Origin of the sequence: Crocinitomix catalasitica ATCC 23190 (genome assembly GCF_000621625.1) — a bacterium.
In the GTDB taxonomy this organism is placed as follows: domain Bacteria; phylum Bacteroidota; class Bacteroidia; order Flavobacteriales_D; family Crocinitomicaceae; genus Crocinitomix; species Crocinitomix catalasitica.
This window is the reverse complement of record NZ_JHXV01000010.1, coordinates 77265-99570: the sequence shown is the minus strand read 5'-3', so window position 1 is coordinate 99570 and position 22306 is coordinate 77265. Positions and strand designations below refer to the sequence as shown.

General features: G+C 33.8%; 19 protein-coding genes. 12 read left to right on the top strand and 7 right to left on the bottom strand.

Annotated elements, in window-relative coordinates; genetic code table 11:
* The first annotated feature begins 39 nt into the window (after positions 1-39).
* The 4 genes from T367_RS23820 to T367_RS23810 all read left to right on the top strand — a co-directional run bounded on the left by T367_RS23820 (position 40) and on the right by T367_RS23810 (position 2915).
* Positions 40-474, top strand: a complete 435-nt coding sequence (locus T367_RS23820) for a twin-arginine translocase TatA/TatE family subunit (RefSeq protein ID WP_051568449.1) — start codon at positions 40-42, stop codon at positions 472-474.
* The gene (locus tag T367_RS0108210) at positions 471-1421 is read left to right on the top strand and encodes a calcium/sodium antiporter (RefSeq protein WP_027419418.1); all 951 of its coding nucleotides are present in this window, start codon (positions 471-473) and stop codon (positions 1419-1421) included. Before T367_RS23820 ends, T367_RS0108210 begins: the two co-directional genes overlap by 4 nt.
* Positions 1422-1602: 181 nt before the next feature.
* Entirely contained in the window at positions 1603-2181 is a 579-nt protein-coding gene (locus T367_RS23815) for a hypothetical protein (RefSeq protein ID WP_027419417.1), read from the top strand.
* A 158-nt stretch (positions 2182-2339) separates the two neighbouring features.
* Positions 2340-2915 (top strand): hypothetical protein, encoded by a 576-nt coding sequence (locus T367_RS23810; RefSeq protein WP_051568448.1) that lies wholly within the window; start codon positions 2340-2342, stop codon positions 2913-2915.
* Positions 2916-3199: 284 nt separating this feature from the next.
* Here the strand turns inward: T367_RS23810 and T367_RS0108195 are convergent, their stop codons facing one another.
* Both T367_RS0108195 and T367_RS0108190 read right to left on the bottom strand, forming a co-directional pair.
* Entirely contained in the window at positions 3200-3904 is a 705-nt protein-coding gene (locus T367_RS0108195) for a PspA/IM30 family protein (protein ID WP_027419416.1), read from the bottom strand.
* Between the two features lie 30 nt (positions 3905-3934).
* On the bottom strand, positions 3935-4330 hold the full coding sequence (locus tag T367_RS0108190; protein ID WP_027419415.1) for a hypothetical protein: 396 nt from the start codon (positions 4328-4330) through the stop codon (positions 3935-3937).
* A gap of 210 nt (positions 4331-4540) precedes the next feature.
* Here T367_RS0108190 and T367_RS0108185 point away from each other — a divergent pair, with 210 nt between their 5' ends.
* The 6 genes from T367_RS0108185 to pckA all read left to right on the top strand — a co-directional run bounded on the left by T367_RS0108185 (position 4541) and on the right by pckA (position 10138).
* Positions 4541-4876 (top strand): helix-turn-helix domain-containing protein, encoded by a 336-nt coding sequence (locus T367_RS0108185; protein ID WP_027419414.1) that lies wholly within the window; start codon positions 4541-4543, stop codon positions 4874-4876.
* A gap of 4 nt (positions 4877-4880) precedes the next feature.
* The gene (locus T367_RS0108180; RefSeq protein WP_027419413.1) at positions 4881-5570 is read left to right on the top strand and encodes a phospholipase D-like domain-containing protein; all 690 of its coding nucleotides are present in this window, start codon (positions 4881-4883) and stop codon (positions 5568-5570) included.
* Between the two features lie 9 nt (positions 5571-5579).
* Positions 5580-6146 carry a TlpA family protein disulfide reductase gene (locus T367_RS0108175; protein ID WP_027419412.1) on the top strand — a complete coding sequence of 189 codons (567 nt, stop codon included), beginning with the start codon at positions 5580-5582 and terminating at the stop codon, positions 6144-6146.
* A gap of 20 nt (positions 6147-6166) precedes the next feature.
* The gene (locus T367_RS0108170; RefSeq protein WP_027419411.1) at positions 6167-7534 is read left to right on the top strand and encodes an exonuclease domain-containing protein; all 1368 of its coding nucleotides are present in this window, start codon (positions 6167-6169) and stop codon (positions 7532-7534) included.
* Between the two features lies 1 nt (position 7535).
* A complete protein-coding gene (locus tag T367_RS0108165; RefSeq protein ID WP_027419410.1) occupies positions 7536-8369 on the top strand; it encodes an ion transporter in 834 nt (277 codons plus the stop codon).
* A 155-nt stretch (positions 8370-8524) separates the two neighbouring features.
* Positions 8525-10138, top strand: coding sequence for a phosphoenolpyruvate carboxykinase (ATP) (gene pckA, locus T367_RS0108160; protein WP_027419409.1), 1614 nt, complete (start codon positions 8525-8527; stop codon positions 10136-10138).
* A 57-nt stretch (positions 10139-10195) separates the two neighbouring features.
* Here pckA and T367_RS0108155 read toward each other — a convergent pair whose 3' ends face one another.
* The 3 genes from T367_RS0108155 to T367_RS0108145 form a co-directional block, all read right to left on the bottom strand.
* Complete coding sequence (locus tag T367_RS0108155) at positions 10196-10552, bottom strand: hypothetical protein (protein ID WP_157454166.1); 357 nt, start codon at positions 10550-10552, stop codon at positions 10196-10198.
* Positions 10553-10566: 14 nt separating this feature from the next.
* Positions 10567-12051 carry a PP2C family protein-serine/threonine phosphatase gene (locus T367_RS0108150; RefSeq protein WP_027419407.1) on the bottom strand — a complete coding sequence of 495 codons (1485 nt, stop codon included), beginning with the start codon at positions 12049-12051 and terminating at the stop codon, positions 10567-10569.
* Positions 12052-12322: 271 nt separating this feature from the next.
* Positions 12323-15751 carry a methylmalonyl-CoA mutase family protein gene (locus tag T367_RS0108145; protein WP_027419406.1) on the bottom strand — a complete coding sequence of 1143 codons (3429 nt, stop codon included), beginning with the start codon at positions 15749-15751 and terminating at the stop codon, positions 12323-12325.
* 90 nt (positions 15752-15841) lie between these two features.
* Here T367_RS0108145 and T367_RS0108140 point away from each other — a divergent pair, with 90 nt between their 5' ends.
* Positions 15842-16171 (top strand): hypothetical protein, encoded by a 330-nt coding sequence (locus tag T367_RS0108140; RefSeq protein ID WP_027419405.1) that lies wholly within the window; start codon positions 15842-15844, stop codon positions 16169-16171.
* Between the two features lie 188 nt (positions 16172-16359).
* Positions 16360-17529, top strand: coding sequence for a S1C family serine protease (locus tag T367_RS21790; RefSeq protein ID WP_084274351.1), 1170 nt, complete (start codon positions 16360-16362; stop codon positions 17527-17529).
* A gap of 634 nt (positions 17530-18163) precedes the next feature.
* Here T367_RS21790 and T367_RS0108125 read toward each other — a convergent pair.
* Together T367_RS0108125 and T367_RS0108120 are read right to left on the bottom strand one after the other, a co-directional pair.
* A complete protein-coding gene (locus T367_RS0108125) occupies positions 18164-19057 on the bottom strand; it encodes a DUF808 domain-containing protein (RefSeq protein WP_027419403.1) in 894 nt (297 codons plus the stop codon).
* Positions 19058-19727: 670 nt separating this feature from the next.
* The gene (locus T367_RS0108120) at positions 19728-22226 is read right to left on the bottom strand and encodes a PEP/pyruvate-binding domain-containing protein (RefSeq protein WP_027419402.1); all 2499 of its coding nucleotides are present in this window, start codon (positions 22224-22226) and stop codon (positions 19728-19730) included.
* Positions 22227-22306 lie beyond the last annotated feature (80 nt).

Sequence of the window (22306 nt, the reverse complement as noted above, 5' to 3'; positions counted from 1 at the left end):
TAAAAGCCTTCCTTAACTTTGGAGGGCTTTTTTATTTTTATGACGATACTCTTTTTAAATAGCATTGGAACTGGCGAATTGATATTCGTTTTATTGGTTGTATTGATTCTTTTTGGTTCGAAGAGTCTACCTAGCCTTGCTCAAGGTCTTGGTAAAACCATGAGAGAAATTAAAGGTGCGACTGATGAAATCCGTCAAGACATTCAAAACTCTGCAATGGAGATTAGAAAAGACATGGACTTCGATTTAAAAATGGATATTGACAACCCTTTTAAGGATATCAAAAAACAAATTGAAACGATCGATGAACCAATTGAATTTCGTTCTGACAATCCTTCAACAACAATCAAAGCTCCAGATTCAATCAAAGCACAAGAAGTTAAAGCTCAAGAAATCAAAGCGAAGGAATCGATTAAAGCTGATGAAACAGCTCAACCTACTGAACAGAAAACTAAAAGCACCGAAGAATTATGATGTATTTTTGGCTGATCTTAGGACTAGCGACGCTAATTGTCGGTGGTGAATTCCTTGTACGCAGTGCTGTATCTATGGCAAAGCGATTCCATATTTCTACACTTGTAATTGGAATGACAGTCATTTCTTTCGGAACTTCTGCTCCTGAATTAATCGTAAGTATCAATGCGGCACTTACCGGACATCCCGAAATTGCAATTGGAAATGTAATAGGATCGAACATAGCGAATATTGCCCTTGTACTTGGAATAACAGTTTTGATATTCCCACTCGTTGTTGATAGAAATAGTAAGATTATAGATTGGCCCATGATGATGTTGGCTACCCTACTCTTCTTTTTCTTCTCTCTTGACGGTATAATCGTTTTCTACGAAGGATTCGTCTTATTTGCAATCTTAATAACATTCACCTACTTATTAATAAGAAACTCTCGCAAAACGACTAAAAAAGCTAAACTCGAGGCTATAGAGGAAGCTCCTTCTGATGAAGCTGAAGATAGTTTTCCAAAATCAATTCTTTTATTGATCATTGGTTTAACAGGATTGTTCTTTGGTGCCAAGTGGTTATTATTTGGAGCGGTTGGAATTGCATTAGAATTAGGGATGGAAGAAAGGGTAATAGCTGTAACCATTGTTGCCTTCGGTACCTCTGTTCCAGAACTTATAACTTCAGCAATTGCTGCAATAAAAAAAGAAACTGGAATTTCAATCGGTAATTTAATTGGTTCGAACATATTCAATATAATGGCCGTAATTGGAATTACTTCAATGATTCACCCAATTGCTGTTGGCGAAGAATCTATCAATTTTGATATGTGGTGGATGATAGCCATTGCAGCTGCAATTCTACCTATGATGATCATCGGTAAAAAAATTGGCAGATTAAAAGGAGCTATCCTTTTATCAACTTATGTCATATATATCAGTATTCTAGTTTTAGGTCTCTAGACCATCCTTTTTCCTTTAAGTAATCTAAAAGGAATAAATCACTTTATTTTATTAGTCAATTTTTTATCGTAACTTTCGAGTAACTATACGATTAATTGCTGCCGCGCCTCCCGATAGCTATCGAGAATATTACGTGGTTTGATAAATAAAACGAAGATGTATATTTCGTGACCTAACTGCTATGAAAACACCCAAAACATCATTTCTATTTCTACTTACCTGCTTAACGCTTATCACCGTTGCTTGTAAAAAAGACACCCCAAAAGATGATGATAAAATAATCCAAGTATTACCAGAATTAACACATGAAGGCAAACATACTTTTGGCTGTAAAGTAAATGGTGAGGTATGGGTGGCAAGGTCTGGTGGAGGAATTAATGGGCAGCGGAAACTATATGCACATTATGACGCTGAAGATGGTGAATTTTATTTTGTCGCGCATAAGCAAATTTATGACGAAAACATTTTAGAATCTATAAACTTAATTCAATTAAAAGATGTTTACGGAACTGGATTGTATTCATTCTCTATCAGTGCATTCGATGGCACTCCAATTTTATGTTTTTTCGATGCTCATGAAAATAGAACTTGTCGTGGCTACTATCATGACTCTTTACATAAAAGCGAATTAAATATAACCTTTTACGATACCATTAACCGTATAATTTCTGGCACATTTGAATTAGATATTACCAATTTCGATTGTGAAGATAGTATAATGCATATTACTGATGGTAGATTTGACGTCCGATACAATTAATTAACCTAAACTTTAAAAGTCTTTTGTCTTTCAACTTTTTTCTTGTTAACTTACAAACATCTAAACGATTAATTGCTGCCGCGCCTCCCGATAGCTATCGAGAATATTACGTGGTTTGATAAATAAAACGAAGATGTATATTTCGTGACCTAACTGCTATGAAAACACCCAAAACATCATTTCTATTTCTACTTACCTGCTTAACGCTTATCACCGTTGCTTGTAAAAAAGACACCCCAAAAGATGATGATAAAATAATCCAAGTATTACCAGAATTAACACATGAGGGAAAACATACTTTTGGCTGTAAAGTAAATGGCGAAGTATGGGTGGCACGTTCTGGTGGAGGGATAAATGGCTCACGGAAACTTTACGCACACTATGACCCTGAAGATGGTGAGTTTTATATAGTGGCACATAAGGAAATTTATGACGAAAATATTTTAGAACAGATAGGTTTAGTAAAGCTAAATAATGTTTATGAAACAGGATTGTATCAGTTTTCGTTTGAAGCGTATGATGGATCAAAGATCAATAGTTTTTTAGATTATAATAAAAATAGAAATTGTACAGCTTATAATCACGACTCTTTATATAAAAGTGAATTAAATATAACTTTTTACGATACCATTAACCATATTATTTCTGGTACATTTGAATTGGATGTAACCAATTTTAATTGCGAAGATAGTATAATGCATATTACTGATGGACGCTTTGATGTAAGGTATTAATTAACCTAAACTTAAACCCAATGAAATATCTTTTGATTTTATCCGCATTTTCTAAACTACAGCTAATTGAATGACAATTAAAGTACAATAATCATGATTTGAGGTTGATTACCACGCGATTCAATCGCGCGGGAGCTTCCTTAATTATACAATTATTATGCAGAAAAAATTTCTTTTTAGAAACGAACGTTTTGACGTACGATATTGATTTGGGCTTTCTTCAAAAAAAAATCCGTCTCAGCCAAGCCAAAACGGATTTTTAATAATTATTATTTAAAAGAATATTACATTCCCAATTTAGATTTTAATGCAGCTAAGCTATCAGAAGCTTTAACTTCTGCTGACCCTGCGTCAATTGCTTGATCAATTTCTTGATCCAATGAAGTGTTTTCACCAGCTATTTCGCCATACGATTCAGCCAATGCCTCTTCTTGTGCTACTTTTTCTTTCATTCTTTCTAACATTGAAACGGTACTTGAAGAATCAATATCAGCCAATTGTTTGTTGATATTCTTAGTCGCAGAAGAAACTTTAGCTCTTGCTCTTAAGGTTTTTAATTCAACTTCATAACGCTGAACATTTTTCTTTAAGTTTTTAATGTTACCATCTAATTTAGCAACACTCGCTTCAAACTTAACCTGGTTATTACGGTTAGTCGTCGCATTCGCCATATTTGATTCTTTTTGAACCAAACACTCACTTGCTAAACGATCAGCCTCTTCCATAGAGATCTCTCCCTTTTCAGCTCTCTTTAATAAAAGAACAGCTTTCTTTTCGTAATCTTTTGCTTTTTCAGTATCCGATTCAGCGTCATTTCTTGCTCTAATCGCTAATGCTTTTACTTCCGCTAATGCTTCTAATGCTTTTCCTAAGTCTCCTTTTAAATCTCGAATTCCTTGTTCGGTCATTTTAATTGGATCCTCCAATTTATCTACCATTGAATTGGCCTCTGCCGACCCTATTCTAAATAATCTTCTAAATATGTTCATTCTTCTTATTTTAAATTTTAATAATTAATCTTAGTTTTTTGAGAATTTAATAATCTCATCAGAATATTCACCTAATAATAGACATAGAGAGTTTAGTGTTGCCTCTAATTCATTTAAGTCTAGCGAATCCACTTGTAAAGTATCTCTAAAGATCACTTTTGTACCTGTTTCGTCCATTACAAACGCTCCATGAACAATATCTCTATTCTTAATTAATAAGGCTTTAGCCACATCACCTACATGTGCCGTTAAATCAAACATATACTGCTCAATAATAATAATCGGATCAGCAATACCAATCAATAAATTTTGGATACCATCTGCTGGAGATTCAACAACAAAAACCTCATTGGCTTTATCTTCTTTAACTATTGAATAGTTTAATTCTGACAAATATTCTTTTACCTTATCAAAATGACTCATAATTATTTATAATTTAAATTTGTATTTCTTTGTTCTTCTCAAATATATATATTTTATTGAAGTTTAACTTTTCTCCTTAGTAATTTAATTATCAATTAATTTACATCACCTTTTCCTTCTAAAAAACAGCTATATTCGTGGCTATTAATTTGTTTCGAGCACAATATACTACAAATATTAGCAATAAACTAAATAAATTAGTAATTTTGATTTATGAAAAAATCACCTTTAGCTTTAAACATTCGGAAACTAAGGTTATTCAAACAACTCAACCAGACTGAATTTGCAGAAAAACTGAGTGTAACACGCGCTAGTATTGGTGCTTATGAAGAAGGTAGAGCAGAACCTAAATTGGCATTCTTAATTGATTTAGCTAATTTTTATAAACTGTCCATTGATCAAATCGTAAAAAAAGAGCTTACAATTAATGAAATTGCTAAATTTCCGGCCGATAATATTCCTTCTTCATCTTTCGATAAAGTACACGAAAAATTAGATCAATTGGCTTTAGAAATAAAATTAATCAACCAAAAATTCGACAATCAATAAATTTATGGAACTTAAAGATCAAATTGACGAATTGATAGACGCCTCAATAGAAGATACTATATTAACAAGGGGCGAGAAAAAGAAAATAAAAGAGAAATTACGTTTATTGAATCCAGACAAAAGTGTTAGTGATTTGATGCGCAGTGAGATTTTCGACTTGGCCTATTCAAAAATAAACGCTGAGAATTATAATGAAATTCTATCGTGGCTTGAGGCCATGAATAAAGTATTGCTTTCAACACATAAAATAGAAGTTCAACAAGAAAAGGTTTTGTTCTCCCCTGGTGAAGAATGTTTAGATGCAATCACCAAATACATTTTAGAAGCCAAACAAATTATTAGAATTTGTCTTTTCACGATCAGCGACAATCGAATAAGTGATGCACTAATTGAGAAGCATAAGGCTGGATTAGACATTCGTATCATTTCAGACAACGACAAAGTATTTGATAAAGGTTCTGATATAGATCATTTAATAGCATCAGGTGTAAAGATTGTTTTGGACAAAACAAGCAATCATATGCATCATAAATTTGCCTTATTCGATAATGAAATTACCTTAACTGGAAGTTATAATTGGACGCGTAGTGCTGAAAAATATAACCACGAAAATATTTTAATTACCGATTCGAAACGCGTAATGCACGAGTATACCAAACAATTTAATTATTTATGGAGTCAATTCGATTCTTAATTCGCTGAAATGAAAAAGTTTTTTAATTATTTATCCAGCGCGGCATTGGTTGCCATTTTATTAATTCTCATCATTCCTAATTGGCGTATTAAATTCCAAGGATGGACACAAGGCCTATTCATGGGGGAATTAGCTTTTGAGCATAATTCAACTGCTGCTACTACAAGAAATGTAAATAGTATTGACTGGGTGTTCACGAATATTGCTGATGAAGATTATCAATTCGATTCGTTACAAGGAAAACCAACCATTATTTCTTTTTGGGCAACTTGGTGTCCTCCATGCAGAGCAGAATTGGTTGAATTAAAAAAAATAAAAGAACAATTTGGAGATCAAATCAATATCATAGCGGTAACGGAAGAAACAAAAGATCTTGTTGTGAATTCTGGCTTACACGATGATTATAATTTTCTATTCACCACTAAAAGATACCCTCTTCAATTCCAAATTCAAGCATTCCCTACCCTTATTATTCTTGATCATAATTTGAAAGAAGTTTTTAAACATAGCGGTGCAGGCAAGCTAACTGGAGAAAATAACATCAAATTCATCAACGAATTGATTCAGAATAGCTAATTTTGTGATTTAGTACACAGTTGGAATTTGCCATAATCGACATAGAAACCACTGGCGATAAGCCTAAGAATTTCAAAATAATTGAAATTGCCGTGATCATTCACGACGGGATAAAAACGCTCGATAGTTATCAGACTTTTGTGGATCCCGAGCAACCAATTACCCCATTTATTTCTCGTTTAACCGGCATCCAAGATCATCATGTTAAAGGAGCTCCTAAATTTTATGAGATCGCTAAGAAATTGGTCGAATTAACAGCAGGTAAAATATTTGTTGCGCACAATGTGAGTTTTGATTATGGTGTGATGCGTAGAGAATTTAAACGCCTTAGTTTTGACTATCGTTTAGATCATTTATGTACTGTTCAAACCTCTCGTATTTTATTACCGGGGCATGATTCTTATAGTCTAAAAAAGTTATGTACAAGTTTAGGAATTGTGCTCGACAGTCATCATAGAGCCATTTCAGATACACAAGCAACTGCTGAAATATTCGAACTTTTATTCGATAAAGCAAAACACGATTTATCGAACTTTATAAAAAAGGAAATTGATACAAGCGGATTAAATCCGAATTTAGACATTTCAATTTTAGATGAAATTCCGAATAAGATTGGTATTTACAAGTTTTACAATAGCGATAAAGAGCTAATTTATATCGGCAAAAGTATTCATATTAAAAAACGAATTGAGCAACACTTTAAGAATACAAAAACCACCAAGGCTATTGAAATGCGTGAAGTTGTTGCCGATATTGATCACGTTTTAACAGGAAGTGAATTAATAGCACTACTGCATGAGTCAGAGGAAATAAAAGAAAATCAGCCCGTTTATAACCGCGCACAAAAAAATGTAAATTTCAGTTATGGATTATTCCTGCATGAAGATCAGGCAGGTTATCAGCATTTACTGATTAAAAAGAATACGGCTACCGAAAAGCCATTGGTTACATTTACTTCCCTTCAAATTGGTAAAAAACAATTAGAAAAATGGGTTGATGAATTCAATTTATGTTTGCGTTTATGTCATTTACATAAAACCACTGGAGCCTGCTTCAATCACGGTATAAAAAAATGCGACGGTGCATGTATAGCACTTGAAGCACCATTAGATTATAATAAAAAGGTTGCGGCATTACACAACCATTTATGTTTCAATAAAGAGAGTTTTTTAATCGTTGACAAAGGAAGAAATACAAGAGAATATAGTTTTGTTCATATTGAAAATGGAACATATCAAGGTTATGGCTATATTTACAGATACTTACTTAGAAAGGACGTATTGAATTTTAAAAAATTCGTACTTCCACAAGTCAGTAATAGAGATTTTCAATCCATTATAAAGCTCCAATTGGAGCAAAATTTAAAACTTGAAATAGTACCACTTTAAGATGAGTCCATCAGCAGATAAGGAAAAGCTAGCTCCTTGGCGTTTAAAAATACACGAAGTGATATTCGAAGCGGATACCAAGGCTGGAAAAACCTTTGATATTATCTTGTTGATTGCCATTTTGTTGAGCATTCTTATTGTAATGCTTGAAAGTGTAAAGAATTTCAACGATCGTTATCATCAATTATTCTTGGTAATAGAATGGGGATTAACTATTTTATTTACGATCGAATATATCATTCGAATAATCAGTATAAAAAAACCCTGGTCCTATATCCTCTCTTTTTATGGAGTTGTAGATTTATTATCTATTCTACCTACATTTTTAGGTTTATTCTTAACCGGAACACATACACTTACCGTAATTCGTTCGTTACGTCTATTGCGTGTATTCAGAATCTTAAAATTGGGTAAATATTTAAAAGAAGTACAGTCCCTTAATATTGCTTTAAGGAATTCTAAACGAAAAATAATAGTTTTTTTAGGAACAGTATTAACATTAGTTATCATTTTAGGAACACTCATGTATCTGATAGAAACAGAAGAAAGTGGGTTCACCAGTATTCCTAGAAGTATTTATTGGGCCATCGTCACATTAACAACTGTTGGGTATGGTGATATTTACCCATCTTCAGAGTTAGGACAATTTATAGCATCCATTGTAATGATCACTGGTTATGCAATAATAGCAGTACCTACGGGTATTGTAACAACAGAAATGGCAAGAGTAGATGAAAGTAAATTATCTACACAATCATGTACTTCATGCGCTAAAGAAGGGCATGATAAGGACGCTGAATTTTGTAAATACTGCGGAGAAAACCTGCACACTTAGGTGAATTTACAATAAAATACATGATTATAAAGTTAAATATAAAAGACAAAACGTTAATATCTTATTAAAAAGTAAGCGGCATTTATTTGTTGAAACTAAGGATTTAATGTAATTTTGTTAAACTATAAATAGTAAATGGCTAAAAAAATATTCGCATGAATAATTATGGAAAAAGAGCAGAAGATGCTTCATTAGAATCAATTGGGCTAAATAATGTGTCCAATTCTTTTTGGAACTTAACTCCATCAGAATTGGTAGAAGACACAATACTTAGTGGACAAGGAATTTTAACCGACACGGGTGCTATTGCAATTGAAACTGGTGAGTTTACAGGACGATCTCCACAAGATAGATTTATTGTGTGTGATTCGAAAACTGAAGACGCGGTATGGTGGGGGAATATTAATAAGAAATTTGAAACATCAAAATATCAAGCGCTTTACAACAGAATGAAAGCGTATCTAACTGATAGAGATGTTTATGTTCGTGATGCTTACGCATGTGCTGATGATGATTACAGATTAAATATTAGAGTTGTTACTGAGTTACCTTGGTCTAACATGTTCGCAAACAATATGTTTTTGCGTCCAACTGATCAAGAAATTGAGAACTTCAAACCTGAATGGCATGTAGTATGTGCGCCACATTTTATGGCTGATCCGGAAATTGACGGAACAAGACAGCACAACTTTGCGATTATCAACTTCACTGATAAAATGATTATCATTGGTGGAACTGGTTATACAGGCGAAATCAAAAAAGGAATCTTTTCTGTTTTGAATTTTGTATTACCGCATGAAAAAGACGTATTGTCTATGCATTGTTCTGCAAATGTTGGTAAAGATGGAGATACAGCTGTATTCTTTGGTTTATCAGGAACAGGTAAAACGACTTTATCATCAGATGAGAACAGACGTTTAATTGGTGATGATGAGCATGGTTGGTCAGATAATGGTGTCTTCAATTTTGAAGGTGGATGTTATGCTAAAACGATTGATCTATCTGCTGAAAAAGAACCTCAAATTTACAATGCTATTAAATTTGGTGCGATTTTAGAAAACATCGGCTTTAAAGATGGTTCTTCTACTCCTGATTATAGTGACTGTGAGATTACACAAAATACACGTGTATCTTACCCTATTGATCATATCGATAATATCATGGTTCCATCTAAAGGTGGAAACCCAAAAAATATATTTTTCTTAACTGCAGATGCTTTTGGAGTTTTACCTCCAATTTCTAAATTAACTGCTGGTCAAGCAATGTATCACTTCATTTCAGGTTATACTGCTAAAGTTGCAGGAACTGAAGCTGGCGTTACAGAACCACAAACAGTATTCTCTGCTTGTTTCGGTGCTCCATTCTTACCTTTACACCCAGCAAAATATGCTGAGATGTTAGGAAATAAAATGTCTGAGCACAATGTAAATGTTTGGTTAATCAACACTGGCTGGTCTGGTGGTGAATATGGTACTGGTGAAAGAATTTCTTTGAAATTCACTCGTGCAATGATCACATCTGCATTAGAAGGAAAACTTGATAAGGTAGCTTATACCAATCATGAAATATTCGGATTGGCAATGCCAAACGAATGTGAAAATGTTCCAACTGAGATTCTACATCCAAAAAACACTTGGAAAAATAAAGAAGCTTACGATGAAAAAGCAAATAACTTAGCGAACAAATTCAATGAGAATTTTGCTCAATTTAGTGATGATGCTAGTGCTGAAATTTTAGCTGCTGCTCCTAAAGCAAAAGCGACAGTTTAAGTAGAAACTAATTCTATAATTAAAAAGCCTTACAGTCAATGATTGTAAGGCTTTTTTTTATCTGTATATTTTGATAATCTGATCCAAAGACCTTAGCCGGTCTAGTTCTCCTTCATCATAGATAGCATAGAATAACGTATCAAATTCTTCAGTTAGAATTTGCTTATATTCAGGAATGTCATTCACAAAAACGGCATTATAATTCCGCATATACAATTGCCCCTCTTCCACTCTATCCAACCGCATCGGTGCAAAAATCGTATCATTTGTAAAAATGTAAACATCACCTACTTTTGGTGATTTGATATATGCATCGGTTTTATCAGATTGCATAAAATAAAAGATAGTCCATACAGCTATAAGGGATAATATAATGAGAATTGACCTGCTGTTATTTTTATAAAATTCTTTCATTTAAATTTCATTTTTTATATCCGAACACCAACAATACAAACATCATCAATCTGTTCGGTATCACCTCTCCAATTGTTAAATTCTTGATCAATTAATTCCCCTTGTTCTTCGCAAGTGTTGTCTTTTATTGAATTCAAGAAGGTTTTAAACCTTTTTTGCATGTATTTTTTCCCTTTTGTTCCACCAAACTGATCGTAAAACCCGTCTGTAAATAAAAACAGCACATCTCCTTTTTTCAATTGAAAATATTCACTTGTAAACGGAACGGGTTTAATGTAATTTGCAACAGGCTGTTTATTCGGATTAGAAATAACAAATGCATCTTCACTGAAAATATAAACAGGATTATTTGCACCACTAAACTGCAATTCAAGTGTCGTTTTATTGAAACAACATAGCGCAATATCCATTCCGTCACTGATAATAGAATCTGCTTTCCCCAATCTTTTAATGATAAATGCTCTTACCTCATTCAAAATAGCAGCCGTATCAGTTAAATTTAAGACATCTACGGCCGTGTTTAAAGCATTTGAACATAAGAGACTCATAATTGAACCTGGAACCCCATGTCCCGTGCAATCAGCTACTGCGAAAAAGACTAAATTTTCTTTCTCTTCGAACCAATAAAAATCACCAGCCACAATATCTTTAGGTTGATAGAATATAAAACTTTCACTAAAAACGGCATCAAATCCTTTTTTAGAAGGCAAAATTGAGTTTTGTATGCGCTGTGCGTAACGAATGGAATCAGTTATATCCTTATTCTTTAACTCAATTATCCTTTTTTGATTTGTGATTAATTCCTGGTGTAATTCTTCCTTTTTTAGAATTCTCCTCGCGTAATAAATTAAAATAACGGAAAATAAAGCAATGATAAATAATGCGATGAGCGTCTCTTTTAAGAAACGACCAATTACAATACTTTTAAACTCTGAGAATTCAATATCCGCTTCTAATAAAGCGATTGTTTTACCTTCTTTATCTCGAATAGGATGGAATGCTGACAACCAAATACCATTCTCTGATGAATAGACAGGTATAATTCCACCTGTGTTAAATGCATCGATTAAAATAGTTGGACTTAATTTATATCCATTCCGAAAATCAATAAAATCATCAGATCTGACACCATAACTAAATGTACTGTCAATCGGATTCATCACCAAAGTATAAATAGGACTCGTCAAATTATTCGCAGCAACACATTTTTCAAGCACTTTATGGATTGATAAATAATTAGGATCAGTATTTATATTTTGAATGGCAGTTGGTGTTGAGTTCGCATCAAAAATAGCTGCATGTTGTTCTCCTTCAATTTGAATGGCTGTAGAAGTTACGATCCCTTTTAATCTATCGTATTGTCGCTCCTTTTGCAGACTTAATTCACTAACATACCCAATGGTTATAAATAAGATTGTTATTAGAATTAACCCTAAATATATCAATAGAAGAATACGCGTAGTTAGGTTGCGAAAAATATGATTGATAATTTTTGTCAAGGTAATTTCATGTTTTGAGGTTCATGAAAATACTTAATTTTCGTTTAAACCTCAGCGTAAAATGGAAAATTTAAACCAATAGAATTTATTGGCTATTAACTAAAGTCTACAAAATACTGATAACCATTATATAAAAAAAATATTACACAAAAGTAAGCAACAAACATAAGTGTCTATTGTTATTCAAAAAAAAATGAAGCACCAAATAATGATGCTCCATTTTATATTTTATCCTTTCGGTTCAATATTCTCAAGAATATTAAAATTCCAATTACATATTTCTTCTATACTGACCCCCCACTTCAAATAAAGCTTGAGTGATTTGACCCAATGAGCAAAACTTCGTTGCTTCCATCAAATAATCAAATATATTCTCGTTGTGAATTGCTGCATATCGAATTTTATTCAATTGCTCTTCAACAGTACTCTCGTTAGCTTTTTTCAATTCACTTAACATGGTAATTTGATAATTCTTCTCTTCTTCCGTAGCTCGAATTACCTCAGCAGGAAGAACAGTAGGAGAACCATTTTTATTCAAGAAAGTATTCACACCAATAATTGGGAATTCCCCATTGTGCTTCAACGTTTCATAATACAAACTTTCTTCTTGAATTTTACTTCTTTGGTACATTGTTTCCATCGCTCCAAGAACACCACCACGCTCAGTCAATCTATCGAATTCAGTTAAAACTGCTTCTTCAACCAAATCAGTTAATTCTTCAATAATAAATGCACCTTGAATTGGATTTTCATTCTTCGCTAATCCTAATTCTTTATTAATAATCAATTGAATGGCCATTGCACGTCTTACAGACTCCTCTGTAGGCGTTGTAATCGCTTCGTCATACGCATTTGTATGCAACGAATTACAATTGTCGTAAATCGCGTATAAAGCTTGTAAAGTTGTACGAATATCATTAAAGTCAATCTCCTGTGCGTGTAATGAACGACCAGATGTTTGAATATGGTATTTCAACATTTGCGCACGCGGATTCGCTTTGTATTTATTCTTCATGGCTTTAGACCAAATCTTTCTAGCAACCCTACCAATCACTGCATATTCAGGATCGATTCCGTTGGAGAAGAAGAAAGATAAATTAGGTCCAAATTTGTCGATATCCATTCCTCTACTTAAGTAGTATTCTACATAAGTAAATCCGTTTGCTAGTGTCAGTGCCAATTGCGTAATTGGGTTAGCCCCTGCTTCTGCAATATGGTATCCTGAAATAGAAACTGAATAGAAATTTCTAACCCCTTTATCAATAAAGTATTCCTGAACATCCCCCATCAATCTCAATGCAAATTCTGTTGAGAAAATACAGGTATTCTGTGCTTGATCTTCTTTTAAGATATCAGCTTGAACAGTACCACGAACTTGGCTTAAAGTTTCCGCCTTAATGCGGTCATAAACGTCCTTTGGTAAAACTTGATCACCAGTGACACCCAATAACATCAAACCGTATCCGTCATGTCCTTCAGGTAATTCACCTTGATAAGCAGGCCTTTTAACACCTTTTTTCTTATAAATCTCAACGATTTTTGCTTCCGTTGCTTTTTCTAATTTGTTTTCTACAATATATTTCTCACAATTCTGATCGATAGCAGCATTCATAAAGAATCCCAATAACATTGGAGCGGGACCATTAATGGTCATCGATACAGAAGTTAAAGGATGAGATAAATCAAATCCAGAATATAGTTTCTTAGCATCATCTAAACAACAAATAGAAACACCTGAATTCCCTACTTTACCGTAAATATCTGGTCGAATGGCAGGATCGTTACCATAAAGAGTAACAGAATCGAAAGCTGTAGACAAACGTTTTGCCGGCATTCCTAAACTTACATAGTGGAAACGCTTATTCGTACGTTCCGGTCCACCTTCACCAGCGAACATTCTTGAAGGATCTTCTCCCGTTCGTTTGAATGGATATAAACCAGATGTATAAGGGAATTCACCCGGTACATTTTCTTGTAGAATCCATCTTAATAAATCACCCCAAGCAGTATACTTTGGTAATGATATTTTTGGAATCTGTGATTGAGACAATGATGTTGTATGCGTCTCAATTTTAATTTCTTTATCACGCACTTTAAATACATAAAGTGGATCTTTATATCGTTTAACTTTATCAGCCCATTCTAGAATATGAATCCAATTATATGGATCAAAATCCATTTTAATTCTACCAAATTCCTTTAATAATAGGTCAATAAAAAGTTGATCTTCTTTTGTTCCATTAATCGCATCTTCATCGATACCATTCGTATTCAAAACAGGAACAGCTCCCGTAACCGATTCGATAGTTTTATAAATACCGAATAATTTTTGAGCAATTGCTGTTTGTTCGTCAACCTGTGTATCATACGCTCTATTGTTCTCTGCTATTTCAGATAAATAACGAGATCTAGCAGGTGGAATGATGAATATTTTCTCAGACATTTCTGCTGAGATAACAATATTCGACACCATATCTTTTGCCGCTGTTTTTTCAACTACTTTATCCATGATTGCCTTGTACAAGGTATTCATTCCTGGATCATTAAATTGAGATGCTATCGTTCCGTAAACAGGTAAATCATTTTGATCTACTTCCCACAACTGGTGGTTACGCATATATTGTTTCTTCACATCACGTACAGCGTCTAATGCACCACGTTTGTCGAATTTATTGATCGCTACTATATCAGCGAAATCCAACATGTCAATTTTCTCTAATTGTGTTGCTGCACCAAATTCAGGCGTCATTACATATAACGAAACATCTGAATGGTCCATAATTTCCGTATCCGACTGGCCAATACCTGAAGTTTCAAGAATAATTAAATCATATTCAGCAGCCTTTAAAATCAATAAAGCTTCACCAACATGTTTGCTCAAAGCTAAATTACTTTGTCTCGTTGCTAATGATCGCATATAAACACGGTCATTCTTTATTGCATTCATTCGAATTCTATCACCTAATAATGCACCGCCTGTTTTTCTTTTAGAAGGATCGACAGATACAATGGCAATTGTTTTATCTTGAAAATCAATTAAAAAACGACGTACAAGCTCATCAACTAAAGACGACTTCCCTGCTCCACCCGTTCCGGTAATACCTAGAATTGGTGTATCAACTTTCTTCGCCATTTCATGCACGGCAGCCATTTCTTTCTCAGCTCCTTCAGGAAAGTTTTCTGCAGCACTTATCATTCGTGCGATAGAAGTCTCATTCTTATTAGGAAGTGTTTTGACATCAATATCAATATTGTTCCCAACAGGAAAATCAGAACGTTCTACCAAGTCATTAATCATGCCTTGTAAGCCCATTGATCTACCGTCATCCGGATGATAGATACGCGTTATACCGTAAGTCTCTAATTCTTCAATCTCAGACGGTAAAATTGTTCCTCCTCCACCTGCGAATATTTTGATATGTGATGCACCTTTTTCTTTCAGTAGATCATACATATATTTTAAATACTCTGTATGTCCTCCTTGGTATGACGTCATTGCGATTGCTTGAACATCTTCCTGAATTGCACAATTAACAACCTCTTCAACACTCCTATCATGTCCGAGGTGAATTACTTCACAACCTGTAGACTGAATGATACGACGCATGATATTAATTGCTGCATCATGCCCGTCGAATAACGAAGCTGCAGTAACTATTCTCACTTTATTCTTTGGTGTATATGGTTCGATTTTTTCCATGTATTGATTGAATTTTCAAAGTCCCAAATATACAAAAATGGTAGGTTTTGGAATGGATTTTGTATTGATTTTCGTAAAAAACGACACAATATGAAAATGATCAGAAGATTAAGTTTAGTATTCGGCATCCTAATGCTACTATTAACGGGTTGTGACAAAACAACTGATGGCAAATGGATGGTATATGAAGAAACTGTTTGTTATCCGTATTGGGTGCATACATCAAATGATAATAAAACCAAAGATCAACTAGAAAGTTTTCTAAAAGACGACGGTATCATTCCACTTAAAATAAGAGTACTTGGTGAACGAGAAATTACTTGTGAAGCTTGCGCATGTTTAACAGGAAAGAGATATGAAGTATTGGTTGATAAATCTCAAATAGGCTATATGAATTATTGGGGATTTGAAATCAAATAAGCCTTCTTAAAATTGATTCATTTTGTAAAAATTGAAAAGTTAAATATTTCCTAAATCTTTGCTCCTACTGACCTTTTTAACATTTTTTAGAAGTTCACCTTGTAATTTTGTATCAGTTCTTCGTTCTAATAATTAGAAATCGAAAGGATTTAAATACAAACAACAATAAGAACTAAAACAAACGAAAAATGAAAGCAAATTTTTTAAAAATAATGGGAGCTTCAGCAGTCGGGTGTCTCATTGGAGGATTAGGAGTTAGATATACTTTAAAAAATAATTCAACAGCATTTACGGCTGATCAAGCTTTTTCAGAAAAGCCAACAAATATTAAGGCAGTATCCCTTACAGATACAAAGGCAGATGAATGTTTAACCTATGCTAATCTTACACCAGCATCAGAGAAAGGTGTTGAATCAGTTGTGCACATTACAACAGAATTTGTGAGAGAAGAAATCACATATGATCCATTCATGAAATTGTTCTACGGTGAAGACGCTTATAAAACTAGACAACGTAAAGGCAGAGCATCGGGTTCTGGTGTTGTAGTATCACCTGAAGGATATATTGTAACCAATAACCACGTTGTTCAAGATGCAAGCAAAATTAAAGTCTCACTGAATAATGTAAATTATGAAGCTGAATTGATTGGAACAGATCCTTCAACAGACCTTGCTGTTATTAAGATTGATAAAAAAGGATTAGACTATTTAGACTTCGGAAATTCAGATGAATTAAGATTAGGCGAATGGGTATTGGCTATTGGGAATCCGCTGAACCTGCAGACAACGATTACAGCAGGAATTGTGAGTGCGAAGAACAGAAATATTGATCTGTTGACATCTAATTACAATCCAGAGAAGAATGTATTCCCAGTAGAATCATTCATTCAAACAGATGCAGCAGTCAACTCAGGCAATAGTGGTGGCGCATTGGTCAATCAAAGAGGTGAATTAATTGGTATTAATACAGCAATCGCTTCAGGAAACGGATTCTATACAGGTTATTCGTTCGCCATTCCAGCGAATATTGTAAAAAAAGTAGCTTTCGATTTAATTCAACACGGTGAAGTGAAAAGAGTTCAACTAGGTGTAAACATTATGGAGAACAATTCGGACATCGCAAAAATGAACCAATTAGGTACAGAAAAAGGGATTGTAATTACTGGAATTATTAATGGAGGTAACGCTTCAAAAGGTAATTTAAAGGTGAAAGATGTTATTGTTTCTGTAGAGAATAAATCTATCAATTCGATTGGTCGACTACAAGCAGAATTAGTAACACATAAACCTGGTGACACTATAGAATTAGGCATTCAGCGCGGTAACAAAGTTGAAATGGTGAAAGTACTGTTAGAGTAACAGTTTAGTAGTATAAGTTAGTTTATTTAGATTTAGGTTAGGTTAGGTGAAATGGTCTTGCACAGCGGTGTAGGGCCATTTCTTATTTTTCTGATATTAGTTCTTTGTTGTTACTTGCAGAAAAGTTGAATATCACAGCAGTTTTAAGGTTAGATTTAAATCGTCTGAGACGGTCTTGCACAACGGTTATATAAATTCCTTAAATTTTATAATCAAAAGTATAAGCGAAAAAATAATAAACAATAACATCGCTAGAAAACTTTTTTTCAAGTAGCCCTTAACGAGTTTTTTCTTGATTGCTTTTTTCTCTAAATCGGTTTTTTTTTGACCTCTAATTTGACGATCAAAATCATCATTCATTTGTTTGTGAATACTGAAGATATAAATCGTCATTGTACAAAAAGCAGCAAATAAAACTATTGATATCATATTGAATTAAAATAATTGATTCTTTGATGTCTGCATCCATAGCATTCTTCCATAGAACATCTTTAAAGTTATTATTTTTGTTTGAAGACTATAGTGAATAGAAATATGAAATTTATAAATACAATTCACGGTAAGTTTGTCAGTATTGCACGAAATATTCGCGCATATGCCGTGCATTAATTATCTTCTGAATACATTGATATAATTAAGCTTCCACTTTAGCTGGCCGAATTTTAGACCATCCTTTTTTGATCAAACCTACAATTGGTAAACTTACAATTCCAATTGCTAATCCGAACAATAATTCACGAAGCATTGCTGGAAACGATTCTAACACATGATGAAAAAAGTCGATATAATGAGCGAAAATTCCACCTGCAACGAGCAATAATGCAATAGTACCAACAATAGTCAGCCCCTTAATTACTATCGGTAAAGCTTTAACCAATCCTTTGCCTAGACTCATTCTAAAACCCTTTTTGCCGTCACTTTTACGAATCATATAATGACCGGTATCGTCCATACGAACGATAAGTGCAACAATTCCATATACCCCTACCGTTGCAATGATTGCGATAATTGTTACTACTACAATTTGAATACTCAAAGCTTCTTCTACAACCGTTCCTAATGCTATGATTACGATCTCAACAGAAAGAATAAAATCTGTAAAAATTGCTGATTTTATTTTCTCTTTTTCTTTTGCTAGTACCTCTTCAGGTGAAGGCAATTCTTCTTCAACCTCAACAACTACTTTCTCTTTGCGATAAAAGAAATACTCATAAATTTTTTCAGCTCCTTCGTAAGCCAAATAAATTCCACCTAAAACCAGAATAAAAATGATAGCTGGCGGATAAAAGGCACTCAATAAAAAAGCAATCGGCAAAATGATTAATTTATTCAGCAAAGAGCCTTTCATTATAGCCCATAAAACAGGAATTTCACGAGAAGAAACAAAACCAGATGCTTTTTCTGCATTCACAGCCAAATCATCCCCTAAAATTCCAGCTGTTTTTTTTGTAGCAACTTTAGTCATCACAGACACATCATCCATTAAAGCAGCAATATCATCGAGTAAGGCAAAAAATCCTGAAGCCATAGTTTGTTTTCTTTTGAGGGTGCAAAGTTATTGATTTTTTTGATTGGTTAGTGCAGTATTTGTTAGACAGTTGGCTGATTAATATCCTCCGTAGTGAGGTATTTATGTCCTACTCAGCGAGTAATTTAAATTTATAGTATGGTTTAACAGCCGTAGCAGCGTAATTATTTGCGGAGTGGCTGATGATAAATATCATATTGATTTTGTTTAGCGAAGGATAAATATCCTCCGCAGCCTTATTCAACAATGATATTTATTGTTAACTGCTTGAATAAATTGATGCAATTAACATTAAATGCTTGATTAGATTCATGCAATTAATATTAAATGCTTGAATAGGAATTATTGATTTGCTTGGTTTTCGCCATCCGAATGTAAATTAAGATGAGCTTTTTAATAAATCATTCATTATTGTAAAAAGGAACACGAAAGATTCGTGTTCCAACGTTTTGTTAACTAAAATCTAATAAAAATGAACGCTGCCGTGCGATTAGCTTGTGCGTATTGCGTGGTTACCGAGGTTAGAGATATTAGAATATTAATATTTTGAATGAAACTTAAGTTTAGAGTTTGGTTTAACAACCGCAGCATTACAGCTGCATGCCGAGCCGATTATAATTAAACAGTCGAAGCTCAGATATACGATGAATACAAATTTGTCAAAAAGGTTCTATCGCTTGATGATTTTGGTAGCATTACATAATTCTTCATCCACAAATACTGAAACAAAATACAAACCTGCCGGCAAGTGATCAATTGCTATATGAATATTTTCACTGGTCGCATCATTCACATCTCTTTGTAGGACCAGTCTTGCTTGAAGATCTAAAACTCTAATCGTAGTCATATTACAATCTCTGCAAGTAACGTTCACATATTCGGTAGCAGGATTTGGAAAAACTATCGTTTCACAACTCAGTTCAACAGGTATTTCAATATTGTGATGTTCATATTGCACCCATGGTCTCGCTTGTTTTATTGCCAAACGATTATCACTTGTTATTTTATATTCGATGTCCATTGCAAAAGTTGAATTCCCTTCAGCTTTGTACAGTTTTGCAAATTCATCATGAATAATCGTTAAGTAAGCTCTTAATTGATCCAAGTGATTTTGACTCATTAATACTGAATCGCCATGAACAAGACTTGAATATCTAATAATGCTATAATTTTCACTATTCGTTTTAGTACGGTAAAGCAACATTTCTTCAGGACCTTCCTCTCCAGGATTCGTTATCAGCGCCTCTTCGAATTGAGAGTTTAAATAAAAAGTATTCTTCGTATTATAAATTGGATCTGCACTAATGCCAACACCATTTACTTTTTCATCACTGAAGTTAGGATGACAGAGTACACCCATTGAGGCTCTATAATGATCCACTCTAAAAAATTCACGTTCTTCAAATGCTTCTAAATTCCATAAGCTCGCATAGACTTGTTTGATAGACTTTGAAATATGTCCTTCGTCAGGATGTTGTGTTTTTGAATCGTATAATCCAGCGCCACTAAAACCAGGCAAATCTTCATTATTGGTACTCGACCGTGTTCTAACTGAGCTACCAGCAGGAAAATCCGCATGCATTTCAGACAAGGCGTCTAACATCCATGCAGGCATCGCAGCGGCTTCTATTTTTTCCCTGAAATCATCTAGCATCAAATCTCGCGTTGCTCTATCATTCATAAATTCATGATTAGTCAGCATCCAATCTAGCTCGTCAAAGAATCCATTGTACTTCATAAACTCTTGGTAGAAGTAAAAGGGAATACCAAATCCGTCTGGAATCGTGCCTTCATCGAATCCAAAACGATGCATCGTAGCTAGATTAGTACACTTTGCTCCGAATCCATCATACATTTCGAATGTAATCTGATTCAAGGGTTTAATTTTTTTATAGTCTAAATTCAGCGGAGGGTAAAGCGTTGATTGTGGCCTAATTTTATCGTACCAATCATTTACTTCTTCAATACTGGCTTTTCTAATCGTATAACTACTTTGTTCGACCTTAAAATAAATATAATCATTTAGTAAATTAGCTATCGTATCAATCAATAAAGGGTCTCTAATAAAAGCATTGGGGATATTATCTTGAATAGCACGTAAATTAACATGTGACAATGGCGTTTGAATTACTGAGGTTATTATTCCTGCAACACGAGGTAAAGAATTAGGTAAGGCATCATATAAAACAATATCCTTGGCTCCAGGCAAATCAGCACCTGCCGCTTTTCTAAAATAACCATAACCTTCCGTTTGATTTAGTCCCCAATAATTTACACCGGCATAAATATCTGTTTCAAACAATACTGGAACACGAGAATTTTGCATCAGCTCAAATTCTTCTTCATATTGCAATTCATTATTAGATGTGATATAGTAGGACAAATTATTGGTCAAAAATGGCATACTTACTGCCAGCACTTCTTGTGTTTGTTGAATCGTTAAAAAATCCTCTCCTTCATTATTCGTAAAGTTAAAGGCATAAGTACCTAAAGTTCCATTAGCAGATATAACAGTAGGATGAAAAGTAAGTTGCCCTTTTAATACATCATGCGCCATTGGATCGACACCTAAAAAATCAGCAAAATTAACGTGCGCATTGTGTTTGTTCGTATTGATAAAATAAAGTCTTCTCTCGTCATCCGGAAATTCAAGGATAATAAATTTAAGATATTCCTTCCCACTTAGGTAAGGTAAAAAATTGACGTAATCTTTTTTTAACGCGATATAATTGAAGGTTGAAGTATCATCAATGCCTACTAAGCCATTCTCAATGGTTACTTCCCCCGCATAATTCAGAGGATTTAGATTCGGCATTGCATTAAATTCAGTTATATCATCAATTCCATCACCATCTGTATCAAAGGGATCAGCAATACTATATTCAAGAATTTGATAATGAGATTCGGGATAAGCCTCCAACGACTCAGATATTATTGTCGTTCCTGCTTCACCTAAAGTCATAGATACCGCCAAAAAATAAGCAGAGTCAACATGATGTTTTGCTTTCAAAATATAATATTTATCGGCAGTCGAATTCACTTCAAGCTGCACTTGACCGTTAGAATTCGTTGAATAACTGATTATTGGAACTGATTGTGCAAAGGCATTCATACCTACAATTAAAACTAATGCTGTCCAATAATACTTTATCTTTTTTTTAAAAATCATGCTACACTTACCAAATTTGAATTCATCAATTATAACGACACTAAGTCGAATAAGGTTGAGTTGGTGTGCAATTTAGGCAT

What these genes read in the sequence shown, in the direction of transcription:
- T367_RS23820 (WP_051568449.1), top strand. Translation starts at nt 40, where the DNA reads ATGACGATACTCTTTTTAAATAGCATTGGAACTGGCGAATTGATATTC.
- T367_RS0108210 (WP_027419418.1), top strand. Translation starts at nt 471, where the DNA reads ATGATGTATTTTTGGCTGATCTTAGGACTAGCGACGCTAATTGTCGGT.
- T367_RS23815 (WP_027419417.1), top strand. Translation starts at nt 1,603, where the DNA reads ATGAAAACACCCAAAACATCATTTCTATTTCTACTTACCTGCTTAACG.
- T367_RS23810 (WP_051568448.1), top strand. Translation starts at nt 2,340, where the DNA reads ATGAAAACACCCAAAACATCATTTCTATTTCTACTTACCTGCTTAACG.
- T367_RS0108195 (WP_027419416.1), bottom strand. Translation starts at nt 3,904, where the DNA reads ATGAACATATTTAGAAGATTATTTAGAATAGGGTCGGCAGAGGCCAAT.
- T367_RS0108185 (WP_027419414.1), top strand. Translation starts at nt 4,541, where the DNA reads ATGAAAAAATCACCTTTAGCTTTAAACATTCGGAAACTAAGGTTATTC.
- T367_RS0108180 (WP_027419413.1), top strand. Translation starts at nt 4,881, where the DNA reads ATGGAACTTAAAGATCAAATTGACGAATTGATAGACGCCTCAATAGAA.
- T367_RS0108175 (WP_027419412.1), top strand. Translation starts at nt 5,580, where the DNA reads ATGAAAAAGTTTTTTAATTATTTATCCAGCGCGGCATTGGTTGCCATT.
- T367_RS0108165 (WP_027419410.1), top strand. Translation starts at nt 7,536, where the DNA reads ATGAGTCCATCAGCAGATAAGGAAAAGCTAGCTCCTTGGCGTTTAAAA.
- pckA (WP_027419409.1), top strand. Translation starts at nt 8,525, where the DNA reads ATGAATAATTATGGAAAAAGAGCAGAAGATGCTTCATTAGAATCAATT.
- T367_RS0108155 (WP_157454166.1), bottom strand. Translation starts at nt 10,552, where the DNA reads ATGAAAGAATTTTATAAAAATAACAGCAGGTCAATTCTCATTATATTA.
- T367_RS0108145 (WP_027419406.1), bottom strand. Translation starts at nt 15,751, where the DNA reads ATGGAAAAAATCGAACCATATACACCAAAGAATAAAGTGAGAATAGTT.
- T367_RS0108140 (WP_027419405.1), top strand. Translation starts at nt 15,842, where the DNA reads ATGAAAATGATCAGAAGATTAAGTTTAGTATTCGGCATCCTAATGCTA.
- T367_RS21790 (WP_084274351.1), top strand. Translation starts at nt 16,360, where the DNA reads ATGAAAGCAAATTTTTTAAAAATAATGGGAGCTTCAGCAGTCGGGTGT.
- T367_RS0108125 (WP_027419403.1), bottom strand. Translation starts at nt 19,057, where the DNA reads ATGGCTTCAGGATTTTTTGCCTTACTCGATGATATTGCTGCTTTAATG.
- T367_RS0108120 (WP_027419402.1), bottom strand. Translation starts at nt 22,226, where the DNA reads ATGATTTTTAAAAAAAAGATAAAGTATTATTGGACAGCATTAGTTTTA.